General features: G+C 65.1%; 18 protein-coding genes. 3 read left to right on the top strand and 15 right to left on the bottom strand.

All coding sequences use genetic code 11. The features are described from left to right. Positions 1-13: 13 nt before the first annotated feature. The 4 genes from secD to queA all read right to left on the bottom strand — a co-directional run bounded on the left by secD (position 14) and on the right by queA (position 4,648). Positions 14-1,930: a protein translocase subunit SecD gene (gene secD / locus BMX85_RS24120; RefSeq protein ID WP_090324873.1), complete on the bottom strand. Its 1,917-nt coding sequence runs from the start codon at positions 1,928-1,930 to the stop codon at positions 14-16. 80 nt (positions 1,931-2,010) lie between these two features. Next, positions 2,011-2,343, bottom strand: coding sequence for a preprotein translocase subunit YajC (gene yajC / locus BMX85_RS24115; RefSeq protein ID WP_090324870.1), 333 nt, complete (start codon positions 2,341-2,343; stop codon positions 2,011-2,013). A 126-nt stretch (positions 2,344-2,469) separates the two neighbouring features. Continuing rightward, positions 2,470-3,609 carry a tRNA guanosine(34) transglycosylase Tgt gene (tgt, locus tag BMX85_RS24110; RefSeq protein ID WP_090324867.1) on the bottom strand — a complete coding sequence of 380 codons (1,140 nt, stop codon included), beginning with the start codon at positions 3,607-3,609 and terminating at the stop codon, positions 2,470-2,472. Between the two features lie 13 nt (positions 3,610-3,622). Continuing rightward, positions 3,623-4,648: a tRNA preQ1(34) S-adenosylmethionine ribosyltransferase-isomerase QueA gene (gene queA, locus BMX85_RS24105; protein WP_090324864.1), complete on the bottom strand. Its 1,026-nt coding sequence runs from the start codon at positions 4,646-4,648 to the stop codon at positions 3,623-3,625. Positions 4,649-4,795: 147 nt separating this feature from the next. Here queA and recG point away from each other — a divergent pair, with 147 nt between their 5' ends. Beyond that, positions 4,796-6,874: an ATP-dependent DNA helicase RecG gene (recG, locus tag BMX85_RS24100; RefSeq protein ID WP_090324859.1), complete on the top strand. Its 2,079-nt coding sequence runs from the start codon at positions 4,796-4,798 to the stop codon at positions 6,872-6,874. A gap of 165 nt (positions 6,875-7,039) precedes the next feature. On the opposite strand, the gene BMX85_RS24095 is transcribed toward recG, so the two are convergent. The 5 genes from BMX85_RS24095 to BMX85_RS31525 all read right to left on the bottom strand — a co-directional run bounded on the left by BMX85_RS24095 (position 7,040) and on the right by BMX85_RS31525 (position 13,413). Further along, the gene (locus BMX85_RS24095; protein WP_090324856.1) at positions 7,040-8,257 is read right to left on the bottom strand and encodes an MFS transporter; all 1,218 of its coding nucleotides are present in this window, start codon (positions 8,255-8,257) and stop codon (positions 7,040-7,042) included. A 72-nt stretch (positions 8,258-8,329) separates the two neighbouring features. Then, positions 8,330-9,325: a Gfo/Idh/MocA family protein gene (locus BMX85_RS24090; RefSeq protein WP_090324854.1), complete on the bottom strand. Its 996-nt coding sequence runs from the start codon at positions 9,323-9,325 to the stop codon at positions 8,330-8,332. A 61-nt stretch (positions 9,326-9,386) separates the two neighbouring features. Next, positions 9,387-10,184 carry a DUF3025 domain-containing protein gene (locus BMX85_RS24085; protein WP_090324851.1) on the bottom strand — a complete coding sequence of 266 codons (798 nt, stop codon included), beginning with the start codon at positions 10,182-10,184 and terminating at the stop codon, positions 9,387-9,389. Between the two features lie 3 nt (positions 10,185-10,187). Beyond that, positions 10,188-11,240: a dihydroorotase gene (pyrC, locus tag BMX85_RS24080; protein WP_090324849.1), complete on the bottom strand. Its 1,053-nt coding sequence runs from the start codon at positions 11,238-11,240 to the stop codon at positions 10,188-10,190. Between the two features lie 187 nt (positions 11,241-11,427). Further along, the gene (locus BMX85_RS31525) at positions 11,428-13,413 is read right to left on the bottom strand and encodes an oxidoreductase (protein ID WP_090324846.1); all 1,986 of its coding nucleotides are present in this window, start codon (positions 13,411-13,413) and stop codon (positions 11,428-11,430) included. 107 nt (positions 13,414-13,520) lie between these two features. Here BMX85_RS31525 and BMX85_RS24070 point away from each other — a divergent pair, with 107 nt between their 5' ends. After that, complete coding sequence (locus BMX85_RS24070; RefSeq protein WP_090324843.1) at positions 13,521-14,423, top strand: LysR family transcriptional regulator; 903 nt, start codon at positions 13,521-13,523, stop codon at positions 14,421-14,423. 137 nt (positions 14,424-14,560) lie between these two features. Here BMX85_RS24070 and BMX85_RS24065 read toward each other — a convergent pair whose 3' ends face one another. The 5 genes from BMX85_RS24065 to BMX85_RS24045 form a co-directional block, all read right to left on the bottom strand. Further along, positions 14,561-15,988: an amidohydrolase family protein gene (locus BMX85_RS24065; RefSeq protein ID WP_229210653.1), complete on the bottom strand. Its 1,428-nt coding sequence runs from the start codon at positions 15,986-15,988 to the stop codon at positions 14,561-14,563. 53 nt (positions 15,989-16,041) lie between these two features. Beyond that, positions 16,042-16,734 carry an amino acid ABC transporter permease gene (locus tag BMX85_RS24060; protein ID WP_090324838.1) on the bottom strand — a complete coding sequence of 231 codons (693 nt, stop codon included), beginning with the start codon at positions 16,732-16,734 and terminating at the stop codon, positions 16,042-16,044. Then, complete coding sequence (locus BMX85_RS24055; protein ID WP_090324836.1) at positions 16,734-17,465, bottom strand: amino acid ABC transporter permease; 732 nt, start codon at positions 17,463-17,465, stop codon at positions 16,734-16,736. Before BMX85_RS24055 ends, BMX85_RS24060 begins: the two co-directional genes overlap by 1 nt. A 15-nt stretch (positions 17,466-17,480) precedes the next feature. Beyond that, on the bottom strand, positions 17,481-18,446 hold the full coding sequence (locus BMX85_RS24050; protein ID WP_090324833.1) for an amino acid ABC transporter substrate-binding protein: 966 nt from the start codon (positions 18,444-18,446) through the stop codon (positions 17,481-17,483). Positions 18,447-18,536: 90 nt separating this feature from the next. Beyond that, a complete protein-coding gene (locus BMX85_RS24045) occupies positions 18,537-19,262 on the bottom strand; it encodes an amino acid ABC transporter ATP-binding protein (RefSeq protein ID WP_090324831.1) in 726 nt (241 codons plus the stop codon). Positions 19,263-19,510: 248 nt separating this feature from the next. Here BMX85_RS24045 and BMX85_RS24040 point away from each other — a divergent pair, with 248 nt between their 5' ends. Continuing rightward, complete coding sequence (locus BMX85_RS24040; protein ID WP_090324829.1) at positions 19,511-20,773, top strand: dicarboxylate/amino acid:cation symporter; 1,263 nt, start codon at positions 19,511-19,513, stop codon at positions 20,771-20,773. Between the two features lie 149 nt (positions 20,774-20,922). Here BMX85_RS24040 and BMX85_RS24035 read toward each other — a convergent pair whose 3' ends face one another. Continuing rightward, positions 20,923-22,338 carry a M20/M25/M40 family metallo-hydrolase gene (locus BMX85_RS24035; protein ID WP_090324826.1) on the bottom strand — a complete coding sequence of 472 codons (1,416 nt, stop codon included), beginning with the start codon at positions 22,336-22,338 and terminating at the stop codon, positions 20,923-20,925. Between the last annotated feature and the right edge of the window lie 13 nt (positions 22,339-22,351).

Genomic DNA, 22,351 nt, shown 5'->3' with positions numbered 1-22,351 from the left:
TGATAGCCTCGAATTATTTGGTATCAGGACGCGTCGCGACCTTGCCGCCGGTCGCGCCAGCCGCGCCAGCCGCGTTATCCGGCCGCCAGACGGTACCGATGGCGATCGATTGCAGCTTCTTCTTGCGGCCGTACCAGAGGTTGACCACGCCACGCATGATGAACACGGCGGAGAACATCGAGGTCAGGATACCGAGCGTGTGCACCACGGCGAAGCCGCGGATCGGACCGGAACCGAACACCCACAGCGCGATGCCGACGATCAAGGTGGTGACGTTGGAGTCGATAATCGTCGCCCACGCGTGGTCGAAGCCGGCCGAGATGGCCGCCTGCGGCGAGGCGCCGGCGCGCAATTCCTCACGCACCCGCTCGTTGATCAGCACGTTCGAGTCGATCGCCATGCCCAGCGCCAGCGCGATCGCGGCCATGCCCGGCAGGGTCAGGGTCACGCCCATCAGCGACAGCAGGCCCACCAGCAGCAACAGGTTGCACGCCAGCGCGAACACGCTGAACAGGCCGAACATCATGTAGTAGGCGACCATGAACACGGCCACGGCGGCGAAGCCGTACATCGTCGAGTGGCGGCCCTTGGCCACGTTCTCGGCACCCAGCTGCGGGCCGATGGTGCGTTCCTCGATCACGTCCATCGGCGCGGCCAGCGCGCCCGAGCGCAACAGCAGCGCCAGCTCGGCCGAGTTCTCCAGCGTGCCCATGCCGGTGATCTGGAAGCTGCTGCCCAGTTCGGCCTGGATGGTGGCGACCGACAACACTTCCGGCTTGCCCTTTTCAAACAGCACGATCGACATCTTCTTGCCGATGCGGTCGCGCGTGGCGTCGCGCATGCGGCGCCCGCCATCGCCGTTGAGGTCGATGCTGACGGCCGGCTGGCCGTTCTGGTCCTGGCGCGCGGTGGCGCTGGAGATGTAGTCGCCGGTCAGGATCACGTCCTTGCTCAGCACGACCGGCACGCCCTTGCCGACGGTAAACAGCTCCGAGTTCAGCGGAATCGACGAGCTCAGTTCGGTGCCCGGCGTGACCGATTCGTCGACCAGGCGGATTTCCAGGGTGGCGGTGCGGCCGATGACGGCGCGCGCGCGCGCCACGTCCTGCACGCCCGGCAATTGGACGATGATGCGGTCCGGGCCTTGCTGCTGGATGATCGGTTCCGCCACGCCCAGCTCGTTGACGCGCTTGGACAAGGTGGCGATGTTTTGCTTGACGCCTTCGTCGGTGGTCTGCTTGAGCGCCGCCGGTTTGAGCGTCATCACGGTTTTCAGGTCGCTGTCGGCGCCCGCATCGGCGAACGTCACGTCGGCCAGCTGGCCGCTCAGCACGTCCTTGGCCTTCTGGCGGGTGGCGTCGTCGCGGAAGTTGATGACGATGGTGTCGCCCACGCGCTCGATGCCGGCGTGGCGCACGTTCTTGTCGCGCAGCAGGCTGCGCGCGGACGCCTGCATCCCTTGCACGCGCTTGGCCAGCACCGCCTTGGTGTCGACCTGCATCAGGAAGTGCACGCCGCCGCGCAAGTCGAGGCCGAGGTACATCGGCGTCGCGTGCAGCGCCTGCATCCATTTCGGCGTGTCCGGCTGCAGGTTGAGGGCGACCAGGTAGGCCGGATCGGCGGGATCGGCGTTCAGGCCCTTTTCCAGCGCGGCCTTGGCGCGGAACTGGGTGTCGGGGTCGGGGAAGCGCACGCGCACCGAGGCGTAGGTGCCGGTGCCGTCGAAGGTCAGTTCGCTGTGCGGGATCTTGTCCCGGGTCAGCACTTCATCGACCTTGGCGACCATGTCCGACGTCATCTTGAGCGTCGACTTGCCGCTCGTCACCTGCACCGCCGGCGCTTCACCGAAGTAGTTGGGCGAGGCGTACAGCGCACCGAGCAGGATGGCGACGGCGATGAGGATGTATTTCCAGACGGGATAGCGATTCATATTGTTCAACGTTCAGGGTTAGGCGTCGGATGCAATACGGCCCGCTTATCCTGGGACAAGCGGGCCGGGGCCTGGGCCGGTTACAGCGCCTTGAGCGTGCCTTTCGGCAGGACCATGGTCACGGAATTCTTCTGCACCACCAGTTCGGCGCCGCTGGAGATCTCCAGCGTGATGTACAGGTCGGAAATCTTCGAGATGCGACCGAGGACGCCGCCGGCGGTGACGACTTCGTCACCCTTGGCCAGCGCTTCCATCATGGCCTTTTGTTCCTTGGCGCGCTTTTGCTGAGGACGAATCATCAGGAAGTACATCGCCACGAACATCAGAATCAGAAAACCATACTGGCCCAGGAAGCCGCCGGTCGCGCCGAGGGCGTCGAGTGGATTTTGGGCATACGCGTTGGATATAAACACAGGTGACTCCGATAATAGTTTGAAAAAACAGCGCTGTATTCTAGCACTGGCCGGAAGCCGAAAGGACTTCCGGTCATATGGGTGGTTGAGTTCTTTTTACAAGACTTGCAACAGTTGTTGAAGCGATTAGATGCCGCGCGCCCGTTCCGCGTGGAATTGCAGGGTCCAGGCGTGGAAGCGGTCCTCGTCCAGCGCCTCGCGCATCTGGCGCATGATGTCGAGGTAGTAGTGCAGGTTGTGGATGGTGTTCAGGCGCGCGCCCAGGATCTCCTGGGTGCGGTTCAGATGGTGCAGGTAGGCCCGCGAGAAGTTGCGGCAGGCGTAGCACGAGCAGGTGCTGTCCAGCGGTTCCTTGTCATCCTTGTAACGCGCGTTCTTGATCTTGATGTCGCCGAAGCGGGTGAACAGCCAGCCGTTGCGGGCATTACGGGTAGGCATCACGCAATCGAACATGTCGACGCCGTTCGACACGCCCGCCACCAGGTCTTCCGGCGTGCCCACGCCCATCAGGTAGTGCGGCTTGTTGGCCGGCAGGCGCGGGCCGACGTGCGCCAGGATGCGCATCATGTCCTCCTTCGGCTCGCCGACCGACAGGCCGCCGATGGCCAGGCCGGGGAAATCGATCTCCTCGAGGCCGGCCAGCGACTCGTCGCGCAGGTTCTCGAACATGCCGCCCTGGACGATGCCGAACAGCGCGTTCGGGTTCCCGCCGCGATGGAACTCGTCGTTGGATCGTTGTGCCCAGCGCAAGGACATGCGCATCGACTTTGCCGCCTCGTCAAGGGTGGCCGGGCGCTTGTCGATCTCGTACGGCGTGCACTCGTCGAACTGCATGACGATGTCGGAGTTGAGCACGCGCTGGACTTGCATCGACACTTCCGGCGACAGGAACAGCTTGTCGCCGTTGATCGGCGAATTGAAATGGACGCCCTCTTCCGTGATCTTGCGCATCGCGCCCAGCGAAAACACCTGGAAGCCGCCGGAATCGGTCAGGATCGGCTTGTCCCACGCCATGAAGTCGTGCAGGCCGCCGAACTTGGAGATGACGTCGTTGCCCGGGCGCAGCCACAGGTGGAAGGTGTTGCCCAGGATGATCTGGGCGTCGATTTCCTTCAATTCCAGCGGCGACATCGCCTTGACCGAACCGTAGGTGCCGACGGGCATGAAGATCGGGGTCTGCACCACGCCGTGGTTCAGTTTCACCTCGCCGCGGCGGGCCTTGGTCAGGCCGCTGCTATCGGTCTTGTGTAGCGTAAATTCCAACATTGAAGATTCCTTATTATGCTCGGGCTTGCGTCGTCAGCAGCATGGCGTCGCCATAGCTGAAGAAGCGGTATTCGTTGGCGATCGCGTGGGCGTAGGCCGCGCGGATCTCGTCGTAACCGGCGAAGGCCGACACCAGCATCAGCAGGGTCGACTTGGGCAGGTGGAAATTGGTGATCAGCCGCGTGACCGTCTTGAACCGGTAGCCGGGTGTGATGAACAGCGCGGTGTCGGCGCTGCCGGCCTCCAGCCGGCCCGTTTGCGAGGCCGACTCCAGCGCGCGCAGGCTGGTGGTGCCGACGGCCACCACGTCGCGGCCGGCGGCGCGGGCCGCGCGCACCGCGTCCACGGTTTCCTGCGGCATGGTGTACCACTCGGTGTGCATCTTGTGCTCGGACAGCACTTCGGCGCGCACCGGCTGGAAGGTGCCGGCGCCCACGTGCAGGGTCACATAGGCGAACTCGACGCCCTTGGCCTTCAGTTCGGCCAGCAGCTTTTCGTCGAAGTGCAGGCCGGCGGTGGGCGCGGCGACGGCGCCGGGCACCTTGTTGAACACGGTCTGGTAGCGGTTCTCGTCGAAGGTATCGGCGTCGTGTTCGATGTACGGCGGCAGCGGCAGGCGGCCGTGCGCCTCGATCAACTCGAACACGTCGGCGTCGAAATGCAGGGTGAAGAACTCGCCGGCGCGCTCGCCGACGGTGACGTCGAAGGCGTCGGCCAGGCGGATCTTGACGCCGGGGCCGGGCGACTTGGAGGCGCGCACCTGGGCCAGCACGGTGCGGTTGTCGAGCACGCGCTCGACCAGCGCCTCGATCTTGCCGCCGCTTTCCTTGACGCCGAAGAAACGCGCCTTGAGCACGCGGGTATCGTTCATCACCAGCAGGTCGCCGGCCTGCAGCAGGCCGACGATGTCGGCGAACCGGCGGTCGACGATGGCCTCGCCGTCCAGGTGCAGCAGGCGGGAGGCGCTGCGGTCCGGCAGCGGGAATTGCGCAATACGCTCTTGCGGCAGGTTAAAATCGAAATCGGAAAGCGAGTACATTTTGCGGACTTCTGGAAACTGTTGAAGAAAATCGGCCACGCCCGGCACACGAATGAGCGTGGGTAGCCTTACAATACCGGCGTTATTGCCATTGATTTGTCACGGGCAACCCTCTATTTTACGCTAGTGCCCGAAAAACGCTCGAATATGCCTGTGATTCCGTCAAAACCCGCTGCAAAACCTGCCAGGAAGACCGTCAGTCCGGAAGCCAAGCTCGCCAAGCTGGGACTGCACACGGACATGGACCTGGTGCTGCACCTGCCGATGCGCTACGAGGACGAAACCCAGGTCATCACCATCGAAGAGGCGCGCCTGCACGGCGGCGACACCTCGCAGGTCGAGGGCGTGGTGGTCAAGAACGAAATCACCTACAAGCCGCGGCGCCAGCTGCTGGTGCACATCGCCGACGAAACGGGCGACCTGCAACTGCGCTTCATGAACTTCTACGGCAGCCAGGTCAAGCAGCTGGCCGAAGGCACGCGGGTGCGCGCGCGCGGCGAACTGAAACACGGCTTCTTCGGCGCCGAGATGGTGCACCCGGCCTATAAGGTCATCAACGAAGGCGCCCCGCTGCCGACCTCCCTGACGCCGGTGTACCCGTCCGGCGAAGGCCTGTCGCAGCCGATCCTGCGGCGCGCCATCGGCGACGCCATGAAGCGGGTCGACTGGACCGACACCTTGCCGGCCGACTTGCGCGCCGAGATGCGGCTGTCGGACTTCGAACCGGCGGTGCGGCTGCTGCACCACCCGCCGCAGCAGGTGGACGAACACGCGCTGGCGGACCGCTCGCATCCGGCGTGGACGCGGGTCAAGTTCGACGAACTGCTGGCGCAGCAGCTGTCGTTGAAACGCGCACAGCGCGCGCGCCGCTCCAAGGGCGCCGCCGCGCTGAAGGTGGTCGGCGCGCTGTCGGAGCGCTTCCAGCGCGCGCTGCCGTTCAAGCTGACCGGCGCGCAGCAGCGCGTGCTCGATGAAATCCGCGCCGATTTGCGCCACCCGTATCCGATGCAGCGGCTGTTGCAGGGCGACGTCGGCAGCGGCAAGACGGTGGTGTCGGCGCTGGCCGCCACGCAGGCGATCGACAGCGGCTTCCAGGCCGCGCTGATGGCGCCGACCGAAATCCTCGCCGACCAGCACTTCCGCAAGATCGCCGCGTGGATGGAACCGTTGGGCGTCAAGGTCGCGTGGCTGACCGGCAGCCTGAAAAAAAAGGACAAACTGGCCGCCTATGAGCTGATCGAGTCAGGCCAAGCGCAGCTGGTGATTGGCACCCACGCGCTGATCCAGGAAGCGGTGATCTTCGCCAACCTGGGGCTGGTGATCGTCGACGAGCAGCACCGCTTCGGCGTCGGCCAGCGGCTGACGTTGCGCAACAAGGGCAACGAAGGCGCGATCCCGCACCAGCTGATGATGTCGGCCACGCCGATCCCGCGCACCCTGGCGATGACCTACTACGCCGATCTGGAAGTGTCGGTCATCGACGAACTGCCGCCGGGACGCAGCCCGATCGTCACGCGCGCGATCGACCAGAACCGGCGCGACGAAGTGATCGAACGGGTGCACGCGGCGGCGCTGGAGGGCCGGCAGGTGTACTGGGTCTGCCCGCTGATCGAGGAATCGGAAGCGCTGCAACTGCAAACGGCGACCGACACCCACGCGCTGCTGGCCGAAGCGCTGCCGGATCTGAGCGTGGGCCTGGTGCACGGACGCCTGAAGCCGGCGGAAAAGCAGGCGGTGATGGACGCCTTCATCGCCAACGAGATGCAGGTGCTGGTGGCGACGACGGTGATCGAAGTGGGCGTCGACGTGCCGAATGCGTCGCTGATGGTGATCGAGCACGCGGAGCGTTTCGGCCTGTCGCAGCTGCACCAGTTGCGCGGGCGCGTGGGGCGCGGTTCGGCGGCCAGCGTCTGTTTGCTGCTGTATCAAAGCCCGCTGGGCGGCGTCGCCAAGCAGCGGCTGATGACGATGCGCGAAACCACGGACGGCTTCGAGATCGCCCGGCGCGACCTGGAGATCCGCGGCCCGGGCGAATTCCTCGGCGCGCGGCAATCGGGGCAAGCGATGCTGCGCTTCGCCGATCTGGAGACGGACGGCTGGCTGGTGGACCAGGCGCGCGACGTCGCGCACGACCTGCTGCACGCCGACAGCGCCGAAAAAGCCGCCACGGTGGAAGCGCACCTGGCCCGCTGGCTCGGCGGCCGCGAGGAGTTCCTGAAAGTCTAACCCGGGGTCAGGTCTGTCATTACGACACGGGCTCTGCCGGCACAGGTCAGAAGCACATATAGAACCGGTTCGCCAGGTCGACCACGAACTCCGGCTGCAGGTAGGCCATGAACACCAGCGCCACCACCGCCACACCCGCCGCCCGCAGCGCCCACGTTTTCATCGCTAAGCCGCCTTCAGCACGCTGCGCACCACCGGGCGCTCGTTGATCGGCAAATTGATCAGCCCCGCCATCACGCCCAGCGCGATCGAGATGCCCCAGACGATGTCGTAGCTCCCCTGCTTGGCGAACAGGAATCCCCCCATCCACACGCCCAGGAAGCTGCCCACCTGGTGCGAGAAGAACACCACGCCGGCCAGCATCGACATATGCTTGACGCCGAAGATCCCGGCGATGATCCCGTTCGTCAGCGGCACCGTCGACAGCCAGATCAAGCCCATCGCCGCCGCGAACACGTACACCGAAAACGGCGTCAATGGCGCCAGCAGGAACAGCGAAATCACCACCGACCGCGTGAAGTAGATCGACGACAGCAAATACCGTTTCGGCAGCCGTCCGCCCAATTTACCGGCATAGTAGGAGCCGATAATATTGAACAAGCCAATCAGCGCCAGCGCCATCACCGCCACGCTCGGATCGCCGATGCCCTTGTCCTTCAAATAGGCCGGCAAGTGCACGCCGATGAACACCACCTGGAAGCCGCACACGAAATAGCCCGCCACCAGGAACAGGAACGAGCGGTTGCGAATCGCCTCGCTCATCGCCTCGCGGATGCTTTGCTGCGGACCGTCGCCATGGTCGAGCGCCGGCTCGCGCAGATAGAAGGTCATCGGGATCATCAACAGCAGCACCAGCGCGGCCAGCACATAGAAGGCGTTCTGCCAGCCGATCGCGGAGATCAACTGCTGCTCGACCGGCATCATCAAAAACTGGCCGAACGAACTGGCGGCGCCGGAGATACCGAATGCCCACGAGCGCTTCTCGGCCGGCGCCACGCGCCCGATGATGCCGCTGACGGCGCCGAACGCGGTGCAGGACAGCCCAAGGCCGATCAGCACCCCGGTGCCGATGACGAACATCGTCGGATCGGTCACCACCGCCATCCATACCAAGCCGGCCGCGTAACTGAGCGCGCCCACCAGCACCACGCGCATGGTGCCGAAGCGGTCGGCCGCCATGCCGGCGAACGGGCCGAAGGCGCCCCACATCAGGTTCTGCAAGGCCTGCGCCAGCGAGTAGGTCTCGCGCGTCCAGCCGTTGGCCTGGGAAATCGGCTGCATCCAGAAGCCGAAGCCGTGGCGCACGCCCATCGCCAGCGTCAGGACGACGCCGGTGGCGATCAACACGGTTTTGAGCGACGGTGCGCGGCTGGCGACGAACATGATTTTTTCCTGGTTATCGAAACGGCATCTGCCGATTTTAACCAGTTCGCGCCGACCGTGCTTGAACTTATTTTAGTCGTCGGCGCTGTAGCGCAGGCCGATCTGCTGGCGGATCGAGTCCAGCGTGCCCATGATGTTGAGCGTCTCCGCGTGCGGCATGACCGGGCTTTCGATCAGGCCTTCGCGAATGCAGCGGCCCACTTCCTGTGCTTCATGGGTGTAGCCGTTGCCGCTGCGGGCGATGGTCATCGTGCGCTCGCTGCGCGCGGCGCCGTCGACCAGGGTGACCGTGATGGTCTCGGTGTTGTGGAATCGGTCGCTCAGGCGCACGAAGCCCTTGGTGCCGGAGATCGTCAGCTCGGTCGGCGTGCGCGAACGCAGGCTGCACGCGCAGGCCGACACGCCGCCGCCTTCGTGCGTGAGCGTGAACGCGGTCTGCATATCGACGCCGGTCGGCGCCATCTCGGCCTGCGCCTTCACGCCGGTGACCGTGCCGAGGAAGAACGACGACATCGACAGCGGATAGATGCCCAGGTCCAGCAGCGCGCCGCCGCCCAGTTCGGGATTGAACAGGCGGTGCTCCGGCCCGGCGTCGGAGGTGAAGCCGAAATCGGCGGTGACCTGCGCCGGCTTGCCGATCTCGCCGCTGTCGACGATGCGCTTGGCCTCGACCACGGCCGGCATGAAGCGGGTCCACATCGCCTCCATGACGAACAGCTTTTTCTCGCGCGCGAGCGCGATGATGTCCTCGGCCTGGCGGCGGTTCATCGTGAACGACTTCTCCACCAGCACCGCCTTGCCGCCGTTGAGGCACATCAGCGCGTTCTCATGGTGCATCGGGTGCGGCGTGCCGATGTAGATGACATCGACCTCGGGATCGTCGGCCAGCGCCTGGTAGCTGCCGTGGAAACGCTCGGCGCCGAAGTCCGCGCCGAACTTGGTAGCGCTATCTACGGAGCGTGAACCAACGGCCGCCAGTTTTGCGCCGGGCGTGTCCTGCAAAGCGGTGGCGAAGGCCTTGGCGATTTTGCCCGTTCCGAGTATGCCCCAGCGAATTACCTGCGTCATGGCGTGATCTTTCTGCCGCGTCGGCGGCGAATGTTGGTTGTGGTGCGGTGATAGCGAGATGCTATTTTACTGCGACTGGCCGTTTGGGGCGGAACACCGTTGCGTCGGCGTAGAACGCGTCGTCCTGGTCCGGCCACCATCCGGGTACGCCCAGCGCCTGCATCGGCGTGAAATCGGCGGTGCTGAGGCCATTGTCGGCCAGGTCCTCCGCCACTTTCCGGTCCAGCCACGCGCGCCGGGCATGGTGCCCCATCGCGAAGAAATCGTCGCCGGCGACCACCACGCGGGTGTGCGCGGTGATCGCCTTGCGAGGTGCAACCAACTTCTCCATCAGCGCGTGGCCGAACAGCCAGACCTGCGCGTCCGGACCGAAGCTGGCGCGCCGATCGACGAAGGCGTCGTGCCAGCGATGGTCGCGCAACGCCTCGGTCAGACGATGGCCGCTGTCGCAATCGCGCACCACCAGCAGCGCCGCGTTCTCGTCGAAGATGGTGGCGGCGTCGCGCGCCGGGCCGCGCGATTTGCCCACGCCGTCCTGCGCGATCTGCGCCGCCTGCAGGGCGTTCAGCCGCACTTTGATCAGCGGGAAGCTAAGCCATACCAGGGCGTTGAAGAAGTCATGGAGATTGTCGCGGGTGGGCACGCCGCCGGTGGCGCCGATGAACGCTTCGTACGCGGTGCCGTCGGGCAGCGCCTCCTGCGGCACGAAGGACAGCGGCAAGCCGAGATGATTGCGCAGGCCCAGTGCGGCGGCCTGCGCGCTGAAGGCGTCCCTGAAATGGACGTCCGCTGTCAGCTTGCCGGCCGCGTCCCGTACCGATTCATACCAGGGGCGCGACCAGTCGATCGATTGCGGCACTGCTTATACCATTTTCCAGTTGATGGTCTCGCCGGCGTTGAGCGGCACCACCTGCTGGTCGGCCATCGGCAGCGTCTCGGGAAGCGTCCACTGTTCGCGCTTGAGCGTGATGGTATCGGTATTGCGCGGCAGGTTGTAGAAGGCCGGGCCGTTGAAGCTGGCGAAGGCTTCCAGCTTGTCGAGCGCGCCAGCGCGTTCGAACGCCTCGGCGTACAGCTCCATCGCGTGCAGCGCGGTGTAGCAACCGGCGCAGCCGCAAGCGGCTTCCTTGGCGCCCTGCGCGTGCGGCGCCGAGTCGGTGCCGAGGAAGAAGCGCTCGTCGCCGCTGGTGGCGGCGGTGACCAGCGCCAGGCGGTGTTCCTCGCGCTTGAGCACCGGCAGGCAGTAGTAGTGCGGACGGATGCCGCCCTTGAAGATGTCGTTGCGGTTGTACAGCAGGTGATGCGCGGTGATGGTCGCGGCGATCGGGCCTTCGGCTTCGGCCACATACTGGGCGGCGTGTTTGGTGGTGATATGTTCGAAGACGATGTTCAGCGCCGGGAAATCGCGGCGCAGCGGGCGCATGACGCGCTCGATGAAGACGGCCTCGCGGTCGAACAGGTCGATATCCTGGTCGGTGACTTCGCCATGGACCAGGAACGGCATGCCGACTTCCTGCATCATCTCCAGCGTCTTGTAGCAGTTCGACAGGTCGGTCACGCCGGCGTCGGAATTGGTGGTGGCGCCGGCCGGATACAGTTTGACGGCGTGCACGATACCGCTTTCCTGCGCGCGCAGGATTTCGTCGGGCGGCGTGTTGTTGGTCAGGTAAAGCGTCATCAGCGGCTCGAACTTCATGCCAGTCGGCAGCGCGGCCATGATGCGGCTGCGATAGGCCTCGGCGGCGGCGGTGGTCGTCACCGGCGGCTTCAGGTTGGGCATCACGATGGCGCGGGCGAACTGGCGGGCGCTGTGCGGCAGCACGCTGGCCAAGGTGGCGCCATCGCGCAGGTGCAAATGCCAGTCGTCCGGGCGGGCGATGGTGATGCTGTCGGGGGTGTTTTCGAAGTCGGACATGGCTGCGGGCTTTCAGGCTATCAAAATGCGGATACCGCCATTTTACCTAAGAAAAGCCGGGGTCAAGTCTGGCATTCGGACACGACCCCATCCGCAGCCGGCGGCAGCCCGAGTCGGAAATAACATTTTGATATCACATTATTGATCAGCCTGTGTCCGAATGTCAGACTTGACCCCGAAGTTCTCGTCAGAAGCGGATCACCGTCTTGCCCGCGCCGTGGCCTTGCTTGTTGCGCTCGATGGCATCGCCTGCCTGCTTGGCCGTCACCACTTCATCGATCACCACGGTCAGGTCGCCAGCGGCCACTTTGCCCGCGATCGCTGCCAGTTGGGCGCCGTCCGAGCGCATCCTGAACCAGCCACCGCGCCGTCCCGCCGACAATTGCGCCGCGATCTCCGGCGCCGCCGTGGTGAAGATGCGGCCCTTCGGCGACAGCACCTGCCAGGAACGGGCCAAGGTCTCCCCTCCCACCAAATCGAGCACCAGGTCGATGTCGTTGACGGCTTCCTCGAATCGGACGAGCTGATAGTCGATCACGTCGTCGGCACCAAGGCGGCGCAGCAGATCGGCGTTGCGGCCGCGCGCGGTGACCACCACCCGGGCGCCGGCCTGCTTCGCGAACTGCACGGCGAAGCTGCCGATGGCACCCGCGCCGCCGTGGATCAGCACCGTCTCGCCGCGCTGGAGTTGTCCCGCTTCGAACAGCAACTGCCAGGCCGTCAGCGATGCGACCGGGATGGCGGCGGCGGTGGCATCGTCGGTGGCCGACGGAATCCGCGCCAGCCTGGCGGCGCCGATCACCACGTGGCCGGCATACGCGCCCAACGCGCCGAGCGCGCCGTGCACCCGGTCGCCGATCGCGTAGCCTTCGACACCCGCGCCGATAGCGGCGACCTCGCCGGCCAGCTCAATGCCAAGCGTGGCCGGCAGCGGCAATGGGAATGCGTCCCGCACCAAGCCGTCGCGAATCTTCCAATCGAGGCCGTTGACACCGGCGGCCGTCACGCGCACCAGCACCTCGCCGTCCCCTGGCTGCGGCACCGGCACTTCGTCCCACCCTAAAACCTCCGGGCCGCCATACGCGTGCACGCGCAGCGCGCGATTGCCACCTTCTTCATCAAGCGCCGGATAGTCGATATACCCCTGCGGCCCCGGAACGTAGAACAATGCTGGTTTGGGCGCGTTGAGCGGGGCGTTCAGTTCAAAGCGGCGTGGCAGATCGGGATTGGCCAGGAAGGTGCTGCCATAGACCACGGCATCGGCCTCGCCGGCGGCGATGCGCTGCTCGCCGGATTCGCGGGTTTGGCCCCCACCCAGCAGGTAGACGCCACCGAACAACGGCTTCAGCGCGCCGTGATAGTCGTAGCTCGCCTTGAACAGCGCCACGTGCAGATAGGCCAGCTTCAAAGGAGCCAACTGGCCCACCAGATAGGTGTAGGTCTCGACCGGGTTCGCGTCGACGATGTCGTTGAAGCCCATCTCCGGCGAGATTTTTATGCCGACGCGGTCCGCACCCGCCTCCGCGATCATCGCTTGCAGCACCTCCAGGATAAAGCGCGCGCGGTTAGGAACCGAGCCGCCGTATTGGTCGGTGCGCACATTGGTGCCGGAGGACAGGAACTGCTCCGGCAGATAGCCCGACGCCGCGTGCAGCTCGACGCCATCGAAGCCCGCCTCCAACGCACGGCGCGTGGCCATGCGGTATTCGTCCACCACGCCCGCCACTTCCGCCGTCTCCAGCGCGCGCGGGGTGACAAAATCGGCCATGCCGGACATCGTGTAAGCCTGGCCGGCCGCCTTGATGGCCGACGGCGCCACCGGCAGCGCGCCTTGCGGCAGCATCGACGGATGCGAGATGCGGCCGGTGTGCATCAACTGCAGGAAGATGCGTCCACCCTCGGCGTGGACCGCGTCGGTGACGCGCTTCCAGGCCTGGACCTGGGCGTCGCTGTAAACGCCGGGGGTGGCGACATAGCCCTTGCCCATCGCGCTAGGGAAGGTGCCTTCGGTGATGATCAGGCCCGCGCTGGCGCGCTGGCGGTAGTAGGTGACGGCGAGCTCGGACTGGACGCCGTCGGCGTCGTTGGCCCGCGAGCGAGTCATCGGTGCCATGAAAATACGGTTGCGGAGGTCGTAAGGGCCGATCTTGACTGCGGTGGAGAGCTGGTTCATTTCAAGTTCCTCGGGGAGTGGATGACAGTGAGGTCATCATCCATTGTTCCTGCCAGTGGATAAATAGCTTAAAATGAAATCACTGATCCACCGATGGAGCAATGGCAATGACACTGCTGGCGAGTATGGAGTTGTTTGTGGCGGTGGCGAACGCCAAGGGCTTCCGCCGCGCGGCCGAGCAGCTGGACATGCCCAATTCCACGCTCTCGCGCCGCATCTCCGACCTGGAAAAGGAAATCGGCGTGCGCCTTTTCCACCGCTCCACCCGCAAGGTGGAATTGACGGAAGCGGGCCAGGCGTACTTCCGCCGCTGCCAGGGCATCGTCGCCGAGGCGCGCATCGCGCACGAATCGCTGATGGAATTGGCAGAGCGTCCCAGCGGGCTGCTACGCGTGTCGATGCCGGTCGACCTGGCGATCAGCTACCTGGCGCCGGCAATCCAGCGTTTCGGCGAGCTGTATCCGCAAATCGATTTCGAAATGGATCTGACGCCGCGCCGCATCGACTTGGTGGCGGACGGTTTCGACTGCGCGATCCGCATCGGCGCGCCGCCGCCGACGCCGTCCACGTTGATCGCCCGCCAGATAGGACTGCTGCCGCGCTACCTGTTCGCGGCGCCCCAGTACCTTCGCGACGCGCCGCCGCTCGAACACCCGCAAGACCTCGCGCACCACCAATGCGTGATCCAGGCGGCGTCGGGAAAACAATCACGGTGGACGCTCACGTCGGGAAAACAAACCACCACGGTCGACGTCTCCGGGCGCTATTGCGCCAACAACGTCAGCATGTGCCGCACCCTGGCGACGCTGGGCGTGGGCATCGCCATCTCGGCGGGTCCGGAGATGCGCGACGACGCCCTACGCGGCACGCTGCGGCGCGTGCTCCCGGACTGGGACGTCTCGCCGGCGCCGGTCCACGCGATCATCGAATCGCGCCTGATTCCGTCGCGCGTGCGGCTGTTCATCGACTTCATGCAGACAACCCTGAAGGATTACGCCGCGCACCGGTAAACAGCGCGGGGAACGGGGTCAAGTCTGACATTCGGACACGGCCCCATCCGCATCCCTCACCCGCCCGCGCCGTAATGACAGGTAGCCAGACACGCTAAAGACCAGCCCGTGTCCGAATGACAGACTTGACCCCGAAGTTATTGCGACGAGACCCATTCCTTGGTATCGGCCAGCATCTTGTCGAGCTGGGCGCGGTCGTAGACTTTGCCCCGGCTGACGACGACGCGGATCTGCCGGGTGGCGGCGATGTCGAGCAGCGGGTTCGCATCCAGCACCAGCAGGTCGGCGGTCTTGCCGGCGTCGATGGCGCCGTAGCGATCCAGCTTGCCGAGAAAGCGCGGGCCGTTGACCACCGCCGTGCGCAACGCCTGCGCGGGCGTCAGGCCGTACCGCACATACAGGCCGATTTCATCGTGCAGCGCCTGGCCGGGATAGTCGTACGAGTTCAAGAAGCCGGCGTCGGTGCCGGCGATGATGCTGACGCCCTCGCGCTCCAGCAGCGGCAGTAGCGCGGCGGATTTCTCAAACGTCGCCTTGCGCAGCGCGATCGCGCCGGCGTCGTCCTGCGCGGCGCGCTGCACACGCCATTCGTACGTCGCGCGCAGCCCTTTGCCGATGTACTGCAAAGCCGGATCGTGCGAGTGGTCGTCCCGGTCCAGGTACGCGATCACGCGCGACACCGACAACGTCGGCACCACCGCCGTGCCCATCGACGCCATGTGGCGGAAGGCGCCGCGCGCGGTGCGCTCGTCGTAGCTTTGCAGGCTCAGTTTCATCGCCTCCTTGCCGGTCAGCGTGCCCGCCGCCACCTGGTCGGTCAGCTCGCGCTCGCGCGGCGTGGCGGCGCGCAGCAGATACGATTGGTGCTCCACCGTTCCCAGGCCGGCGTCGAACATCTGCGATAGCGTCATCTGCACCGGCACGTGGCCGGACGTGCGCATGCCGCGCGCTTTGGCCTGGCGCAGCGCTTCCAGATATATCTCAGGCTTGAGCGTGTTCTCGGTGATTTTGACGAAGTCGACTTTTTGCGCCTGCAAACCATCCAGCGCCTTGCTCACTTCCGCCGGCGTGCCGACTTCGATGGTGCCCTTCCACAGCGGCTTGTAGCCTTCCAGCTTGGCGCCCGATGTGAAGATGGTCGGCCCTTCCAGCTGGCCGGCGTTGATCTGCGCGCGCCAACCCAGCACGGTGTCCGGCAGGTCGCCGGAACAATCGCGCACGGTGGTGATGCCGTTGGCCAGATACAGCGGCAGCAGATGCTTGTTCTCGTCGACGAGCGCCGGGCCGCCGCCGAAATGCACATGGGTGTCCCACAACCCGGGCATCAGATATTTGCCGGGCAAGCGCATGGTCTTGTTGGCGGTGTAACCGGACAGTTGCCGGTCGTCGACCACCGCCAGGATACTGCCGTCCTTGACCACCACCGATTTGCCTTTGATGGTGGCGCCGTTGGCGACGTCGATCAGCGTGGCCTGCGTGAGCACCAGATCGGCGGCGATTTTATCGGCGGCGTGCGCGCTGGCGAGCAGTCCGAGCGCCAGCAAGGCGCCGGCGATTGTCTTCATGGATGGCATGCGATGGCATTTGGTTGGTTCGAATCGGGCCATACTAACAGAGGCTAGCGCACGATCGCCACCCTCTTGTGCAGCTGCCGCGCAAGCCATGACAGCAGGCAGCACAACACGAAGTAGACCAGCGCCACAAAGGTGTACATCTCCACCAGCCGGCCGTCGCGCTGCGCCACCTTGCTGGCCGCGCCGACGAAATCCGGCACCGACAGCACGTATACCAGCGACACATCCTGGAACAGCACGATGGTCTGCGTCAGCAGCACCGGCAGCATGTTGCGGAAGGCCTGCGGCAGCACGATGCGGCCCATCGTCTGCCAGTAGCTCAATCCTAAAGCCTGCGCCGCCAGCACCTGTCCGCGCGGGATCGCCTGTATGCCGCCGCGCATGATCTCGCAGTAGTACGCGGCCTGGAACAAGGTGAACGTGATCAGCGCCGACCAGAACGTGCCGACCTTGACCGGCTCCTGCGCGCCGATCACCCACGCGGCCATGTACGGCACCAGGAAGTAGAACCAGAAGATCACCAGCACCAGCGGCACCGCGCGTATCAGGTTGACGTAGGCGGCGGCCACCAGCGCCAGCGGCTTGAAGCTGGACATGCGCGCCAGCGCCAGCAAGGTGCCCAGCGCCACGCCGCCGATCATCGACAGCACCGTCAGCTCCACCGTGAACGCCATGCCGACCTGGAACAGGTAGACCCACGAGTTGGCGATGACGCCGAAGTCGAATTGGGCGAACATCAGCGGCCTCCCAGGGTGCCGGGCAGCGCCAGGCGGTGCTCCAGCCAGCGCATGGCGGCGATCACCACCAGGTTGACCACCACATAGATCAGCGTGGCGGCGGTGAAGGCTTCAAACACCTGGAAGGAAAACTCCTGGATCGCGCGCGCGCTGGCGGTCAACTCCATCAAGCCGATGGTCAGCGCCACGGAGCTGTTCTTGATGATGTTGAGGAATTCGCTGGTCAGCGGCGGCAGGATCATGCGCACCGCCAGCGGCAGCAGCACGAAGCGGTAGGTCTGCGGCAGGTCGAGGCCCAGCGCCAGCGCGGCCAGCCGCTGTCCGCCGGCCAGCGCCTCGATGCCGGCCGTGACCTGCACCGCCACCCGCGCCGACGTGAAGAAGCCAAGGCACAGCACCGCCGTCACGAATGGCGCGTTGGGCAGGGACTTGAGCCAGTCGCCGCCGGCCTTGGGCAGCAGCTCGGGCATCACGAAGAACCACAGGAACATCTGCACCAGCAAAGGCACGTTGCGGAATAGCTCGACGTAGCAGGTACCCGCCCTCCGCAGCCAGCGGTTGGGCAAGGTGCGCATGGCGCCGACGGCGAACCCCAGCGCCAGCGCGATCACCCAGCCTGCCAGCGACGTCGCCATCGTCCAGGCCAGGCCGGCGAGCAGCGTTTCCCAATACGTTTGCACGCCATCCGGCGACATCTCCCGGAAGATGTTCCAGTTCCATTGGTAGTTCATCGCGACGGCCGCCGCTTATTTCTTGGCGTCGGTCTTCGGTGCGGGCGCCGGCGCCGGCGCCGCGTAAGCCGCTGGATCGGCCGAATCGGTGGGCTTGGCGACGACCGCCTTGAGCGTGGCCGGCATCGGGAAATTGAGGTTGATGCCGCGCGGCGGGATGGCGCTCATGAACCACTTGTCGTAGGTCTTGGAGAATTCGGGCGACTTGTAGAACTGCGTCAGCGCCGCGTCGACCACCGCCTTGAAGGCCGTGTCGCCGCGCCGCATCATGATCGCGTACGGTTCCACCGACAGCGCCTCCGGCAGGATCGCGTATTCGCCCGGATTGCGCGCGGTGGCGACCTGACTGGCCAGCAGGATGTCGTCGTTGGCCTCGGCGGCGGCGCGGCCGGTTTCCAGCATCAGGAACGATTCCGGGTGGTCCTTGCCGACGGCGATGGTCATGCCCAGTTTGCGCTCGTTGTTCAGCATCGTCATCTGCTTGAGCGTCGTGGTGCCGGCGGTGGCCACCAGCGTCTTGCCCTTCATGTCGGCCAGGCTGCGGATGTTCGACGCCTTCTTGACCAGCAGCCGGTTGGAGATGACGAACATGGTCGGCGCGAACGCCACCTGCTTCTGCCGTTCGGCGTTGTTGGTGGTCGAGCCGCATTCAAGATCGATGGTGCCGTTGGCCATCAGCGGGATGCGGTTGGCGGCGGTGACGGGATTCATCACCACCTTCACGCCGGACATGCCCAGGTGCTTCTCGATCGCCGCCACCGCCTTCAGGCACAGGTCGACCGAGTAGCCCTGGTACTGCTGCTTGTCGTCGAGGTAGGAGAAGGGGATGGAGCCGTCGCGCACACCGAGCGTGATGGTGCCGGTGCGCTTGATCTTGGCCAGCGTGCCGCCGGCTTCCTGGGCGGCGGCGTGGCCGGTGACGAGGACTGCAACGGCGGCAGTGGCGGCGGCAAAACGACAGAGCACTCGCGGTAACGACATGATTCCTCCTAAGAAAAATTCAATGAACGTCAAAAACGACCTGCCGGCGGCCGCCGGCGCATGCTATCTGTAATGCGGGTGGATCTGAAGCTAGTGAATGATCCGCGCCAGGAAATCGCGGGCGCGCTCGGAGCGCGGCGCGCCGAAGAATTCATCCTTGCCACAGTCCTCCAGTATCCGCCCCTTGTCCATGAAGACCACCCGGTTGGCCACCTTCCTGGCGAATCCCATCTCGTGCGTGACCACCATCATCGTCATGCCCTCTTGCGCCAGGCCGACCATCACGTCGAGCACCTCGTTGATCATCTCCGGGTCCAGCGCGGAGGTGGGCTCGTCGAACAGCATCGCGATCGGGTCCATCGACAGCGCGCGGGCGATGGCCACGCGCTGCTGCTGGCCGCCGGACAGCTGGTTCGGATATTTGTCCTGTTGCGACAGCAGGCCGACGCGGTCGAGGTACTGCAGGCCGCGCGCGTTGGCCTCGTCCTCGCTGCGGCCGAGCACCTTGACCTGGCCCAGGGTCAGGTTCTGGCGCACCGACAGATGCGGGAACAGCTCGAAATTCTGGAACACCATACCGATGCGCGCGCGCAGCTTGGGCAGGTCGGTGCCCCTGGCGCCGACCGAGATGCCGTCGACGACGATCTGGCCCTGCTGAAACGGCTCGAGGCCGTTGACGGTCTTGATCAGGGTCGACTTGCCCGAACCGGACGGTCCGCAAATGACCATGACGTCCCCTTTGGAGACGCTGGTCGTGCATTCGGCCAATACCTGGAACTGGCCGTACCACTTGCTCAGATTATTTATCGCTATCATATTTTTGGCGAAGTGAGAGTGCCCGCGACAGGCGTGTGGGCCTGCGTCCACGCGAACTTGACAGTACCCTTGACCACAAGGATACTGCGGAACTTGCTCAATGTTTCATCAGCTTACAAAGCTGCATTGGCTGGATCATACCTCCACATTGCGAGGAAATGACATTATTTTGTACGAGACTGCGCTTTGGCGGACCAATCCCGCCCCGGCCGGCGTCCATAGAGACACTACCATGGAAAACAGAGAACATGCATAAACAGAGTCGTTTGACCACTTACATCCTGATCGCGCTGGCGCTAGGTATCCTTACGGGCTACATCGTTCATGCCAAGATGGAAAACCCCGTCGGTTTCGCCGATTCGATGTCGCTGCTCACGACCTTGTTCCTGCGCCTGATTAAGATGATCATCGCCCCGCTGGTGTTCTCGACCTTGGTCGTCGGCATCGCGCGCATGGGCGACGCCAGCGAAGTGGGCCGCATCGGCATCAAGACCATGGGCTGGTTCTTCATCGCCTCGGTCATGTCGCTGAGCCTGGGCCTGGTGCTGGTCAACCTGTTCCGTCCGGGCGACGCGCTGCTGGGCCACATGGCCGCCACCGCGTCGGCCAAGGTCGAGCTGGCCACGTCCAGCCTGACGTTGAAGGACTTCGTCACCCACCTGGTGCCGGCCTCGATCGTCGACGGCATGGCCAAGAACGAGATCTTGCAAATCGTTATCTTCTCGCTGTTCTTCGGTTCGGCCGCGGCCGCCGTCGGCAAGAAGGCCGAGATCATGGTCGACGCGCTCGACGGCGTGGCCCACGTGATGCTCAAGGTCACCGGCTACGTGATGAAGTTCGCGCCGATCGCCGTGTTCGCCGCCGTCGCCGGCGTCATCGCCAAGAGCGGCCTGGGCGTGCTGTCGACCTACGGCGTGTTCATGGCCGAGTTCTACCTGGGCATCGTGCTGCTGTGGTGCCTGCTGATCTTCGCCGGCTTCCTGTTCCTCAAGGGCCGCGTGTTCGGCCTGATGAAGGAGCTGCGCGGCCCGGCCCTGCTGGCGTTCTCGACCGCGTCGAGCGAAGCGGCCTATCCGAAAACCCTGGAAGGCCTGGAGCGCTTCGGCGTCAAGAACCGGATCGCCGCGTTCGTGCTGCCGATCGGCTACTCGTTCAACCTGGACGGCTCGATGATGTACTGCACCTTCGCCACCGTCTTCATCGCCCAGGCGTACGGCATCGAAATGTCGCTGGGCCAGCAGATGACGATGATGATGGTGCTGATGCTCACCTCCAAGGGCATGGCCGGCGTGCCGCGCGCCTCGCTGGTGGTGATCGCCGCCACGCTGAGCCAGTTCAACATCCCTGAAGCGGGCATGCTGCTGCTGCTGGGCATCGACCACTTCCTCGACATGGCGCGTTCCGCGACCAACGTCATCGGCAACGGCGTGGCCACGGCGGTGGTTGCCAAATGGGAAGGCGAGCTGCTCGAACCGGGTCAGGAAGACGAGATGGTAAAAGACGCCGCTTAAAACGCCAGCGCGCGAACGCAAAGGCCACCGTGAGGTGGCCTTTTTTCATCCGGGGCAGGTCCGCCATTGCTACACGGGCTGAACCCTGGAGCGACCACGGTCCAAGGTCCGGCCCGTGTAGCGATGTGTTAGACCCGACCCCGGAGCTGTTACTGGTTGGCGTAGATTTTTACCAGCTCGTGCAGGAAGGTGCGCCCTTCCATCAACGATTGCACGCCGATGTATTCGTTCAGGCCGTGGATGTTACCCAGGTCCGGCGTGAGGAAGATGCCGCTGATGCCGTAGGTCGGAATGCCGGCGGCGTTGAGGAACTGGCCGTCCGTGGCGCCGGACTGCAGGATCGGCATCACCGGTACGCCCGGCCACATCTTGGCCGTCACGCGCTCGACCGGCTCCAGGATCGCCTTCGTCAACGCCGGCGGGGCGGAGTTCTCGCCACGGATCTCCAGCGTTTCCACCTTTACCGCCGGGTCGTCGATCGCCTTGACCAGGGTTTGACGCACGTCTTCCTGCGTCACGCCAGGGAAGATGCGGCAGTTGATGTTGGCGCGGGCGCGCTGCGGCAGCGCGTTGGTGGCGTGGCCGGCGTCGAGCAGGGTCGCCACGCAGGTGGTGTGCAGCATCGCGCCCCAGCTGGAGTCGGTGGACGACACCAGCGCGACCGCCTTGGCGTCGCCCGGGTTCTTGACCACGGCCAGCATGGCGTCGGCGACGTCCTTGCGGCCGGCCGCCGCCTGGATCTTCGACATGCCGTTCAGGTAGCCACGGCTGCCGTCGGCCAGCTGGATCGGGAACTCGTAGCCTTCGACCTTTTTCAACGCGGCCGCCAGGCGATAGATGGCGTTGTCTTTTTGCGGACGCGAACTGTGGCCGCCGCGATTGGTCACTTCCAGCCGATAGTTCTGCGCGACCTTCTCGCCCGCCTGCACCGTCATCGAGACGCGCTTGCCGGCGGCATTGAGCTCGCCGCCCGCGCCTTCGTTGAGCGCGTAGCCGGCGTCGATCAGAGCGCGCTTGTTCTTGGTCAGCCACTCCGCGCCGTTGAAGGCGCCGGCGGTCTCCTCGCCGCAGGTCAGCGCCATCTTCAAGGTGTGGCGCGGCTTGAAGCCTTCCTGCTTGAAGCGGATCAGCGAGTCGGCCCAGATGGCCGCCTGCGCCTTGTCGTCCAGCGCGCCGCGGGCGTAGAACTTGCCGTCCTCCTCGACCAGCGTGAACGGGTCGCGCACCCAGTCCTCGCGCTTGGCCTCGACCACGTCGATGTGCGCCAGCAGCAGGATGGCCTTCGCCTTCGGGTCGCTGCCGGGCAGGATGGCGACCAGGCCGCCCTCCTTCGGAAACTGCGGATCGGCGAACGGATGCAGGTCCGAGTCCGGGAAGCCGGCCGCTTTCAGCCGCGTGGCGATGCGTTCGGCCGCCAGCGTGCAACTGCCCGCCGACAACGTGGTGTTGGTTTCGACCAGCTCCTTGTAGAGGGCGCGGAACTGCTGTTCCGTGGGGTCGGCGTAGGCATTGTGCATGCACGCCACCAGCGCGGTGACAGCACCCAGGACAAAGCGAGACTTCATGGTCGATTCCTTA

The sequence above is a fragment of the Duganella sp. CF517 genome (genome assembly GCF_900110275.1).
Classification (GTDB): Bacteria; Pseudomonadota; Gammaproteobacteria; order Burkholderiales; family Burkholderiaceae_D; genus Rugamonas.
The sequence above is the reverse complement of the archived record's forward strand: the minus strand, read 5'-3'. Positions and strand labels throughout refer to the sequence as shown.

Excerpts from the sequence above, each read along its gene's own strand:
- tgt (WP_090324867.1), bottom strand. The coding sequence starts at position 3,609 with ATGTTGGAATTTACGCTACACAAGACCGATAGCAGCGGCCTGACCAAG.
- BMX85_RS24065 (WP_229210653.1), bottom strand. The coding sequence starts at position 15,988 with ATGAAGACAATCGCCGGCGCCTTGCTGGCGCTCGGACTGCTCGCCAGC.
- BMX85_RS24090 (WP_090324854.1), bottom strand. The coding sequence starts at position 9,325 with ATGACGCAGGTAATTCGCTGGGGCATACTCGGAACGGGCAAAATCGCC.
- pyrC (WP_090324849.1), bottom strand. The coding sequence starts at position 11,240 with ATGTCCGACTTCGAAAACACCCCCGACAGCATCACCATCGCCCGCCCG.
- BMX85_RS24040 (WP_090324829.1), top strand. The coding sequence starts at position 19,511 with ATGCATAAACAGAGTCGTTTGACCACTTACATCCTGATCGCGCTGGCG.
- recG (WP_090324859.1), top strand. The coding sequence starts at position 4,796 with ATGCCTGTGATTCCGTCAAAACCCGCTGCAAAACCTGCCAGGAAGACC.
- BMX85_RS24050 (WP_090324833.1), bottom strand. The coding sequence starts at position 18,446 with ATGTCGTTACCGCGAGTGCTCTGTCGTTTTGCCGCCGCCACTGCCGCC.
- BMX85_RS24045 (WP_090324831.1), bottom strand. The coding sequence starts at position 19,262 with ATGATAGCGATAAATAATCTGAGCAAGTGGTACGGCCAGTTCCAGGTA.
- BMX85_RS24070 (WP_090324843.1), top strand. The coding sequence starts at position 13,521 with ATGACACTGCTGGCGAGTATGGAGTTGTTTGTGGCGGTGGCGAACGCC.
- BMX85_RS24055 (WP_090324836.1), bottom strand. The coding sequence starts at position 17,465 with ATGAACTACCAATGGAACTGGAACATCTTCCGGGAGATGTCGCCGGAT.
- BMX85_RS24095 (WP_090324856.1), bottom strand. The coding sequence starts at position 8,257 with ATGTTCGTCGCCAGCCGCGCACCGTCGCTCAAAACCGTGTTGATCGCC.
- queA (WP_090324864.1), bottom strand. The coding sequence starts at position 4,648 with ATGTACTCGCTTTCCGATTTCGATTTTAACCTGCCGCAAGAGCGTATT.
- secD (WP_090324873.1), bottom strand. The coding sequence starts at position 1,930 with ATGAATCGCTATCCCGTCTGGAAATACATCCTCATCGCCGTCGCCATC.
- BMX85_RS24060 (WP_090324838.1), bottom strand. The coding sequence starts at position 16,734 with ATGTTCGCCCAATTCGACTTCGGCGTCATCGCCAACTCGTGGGTCTAC.
- BMX85_RS31525 (WP_090324846.1), bottom strand. The coding sequence starts at position 13,413 with ATGAACCAGCTCTCCACCGCAGTCAAGATCGGCCCTTACGACCTCCGC.
- BMX85_RS24035 (WP_090324826.1), bottom strand. The coding sequence starts at position 22,338 with ATGAAGTCTCGCTTTGTCCTGGGTGCTGTCACCGCGCTGGTGGCGTGC.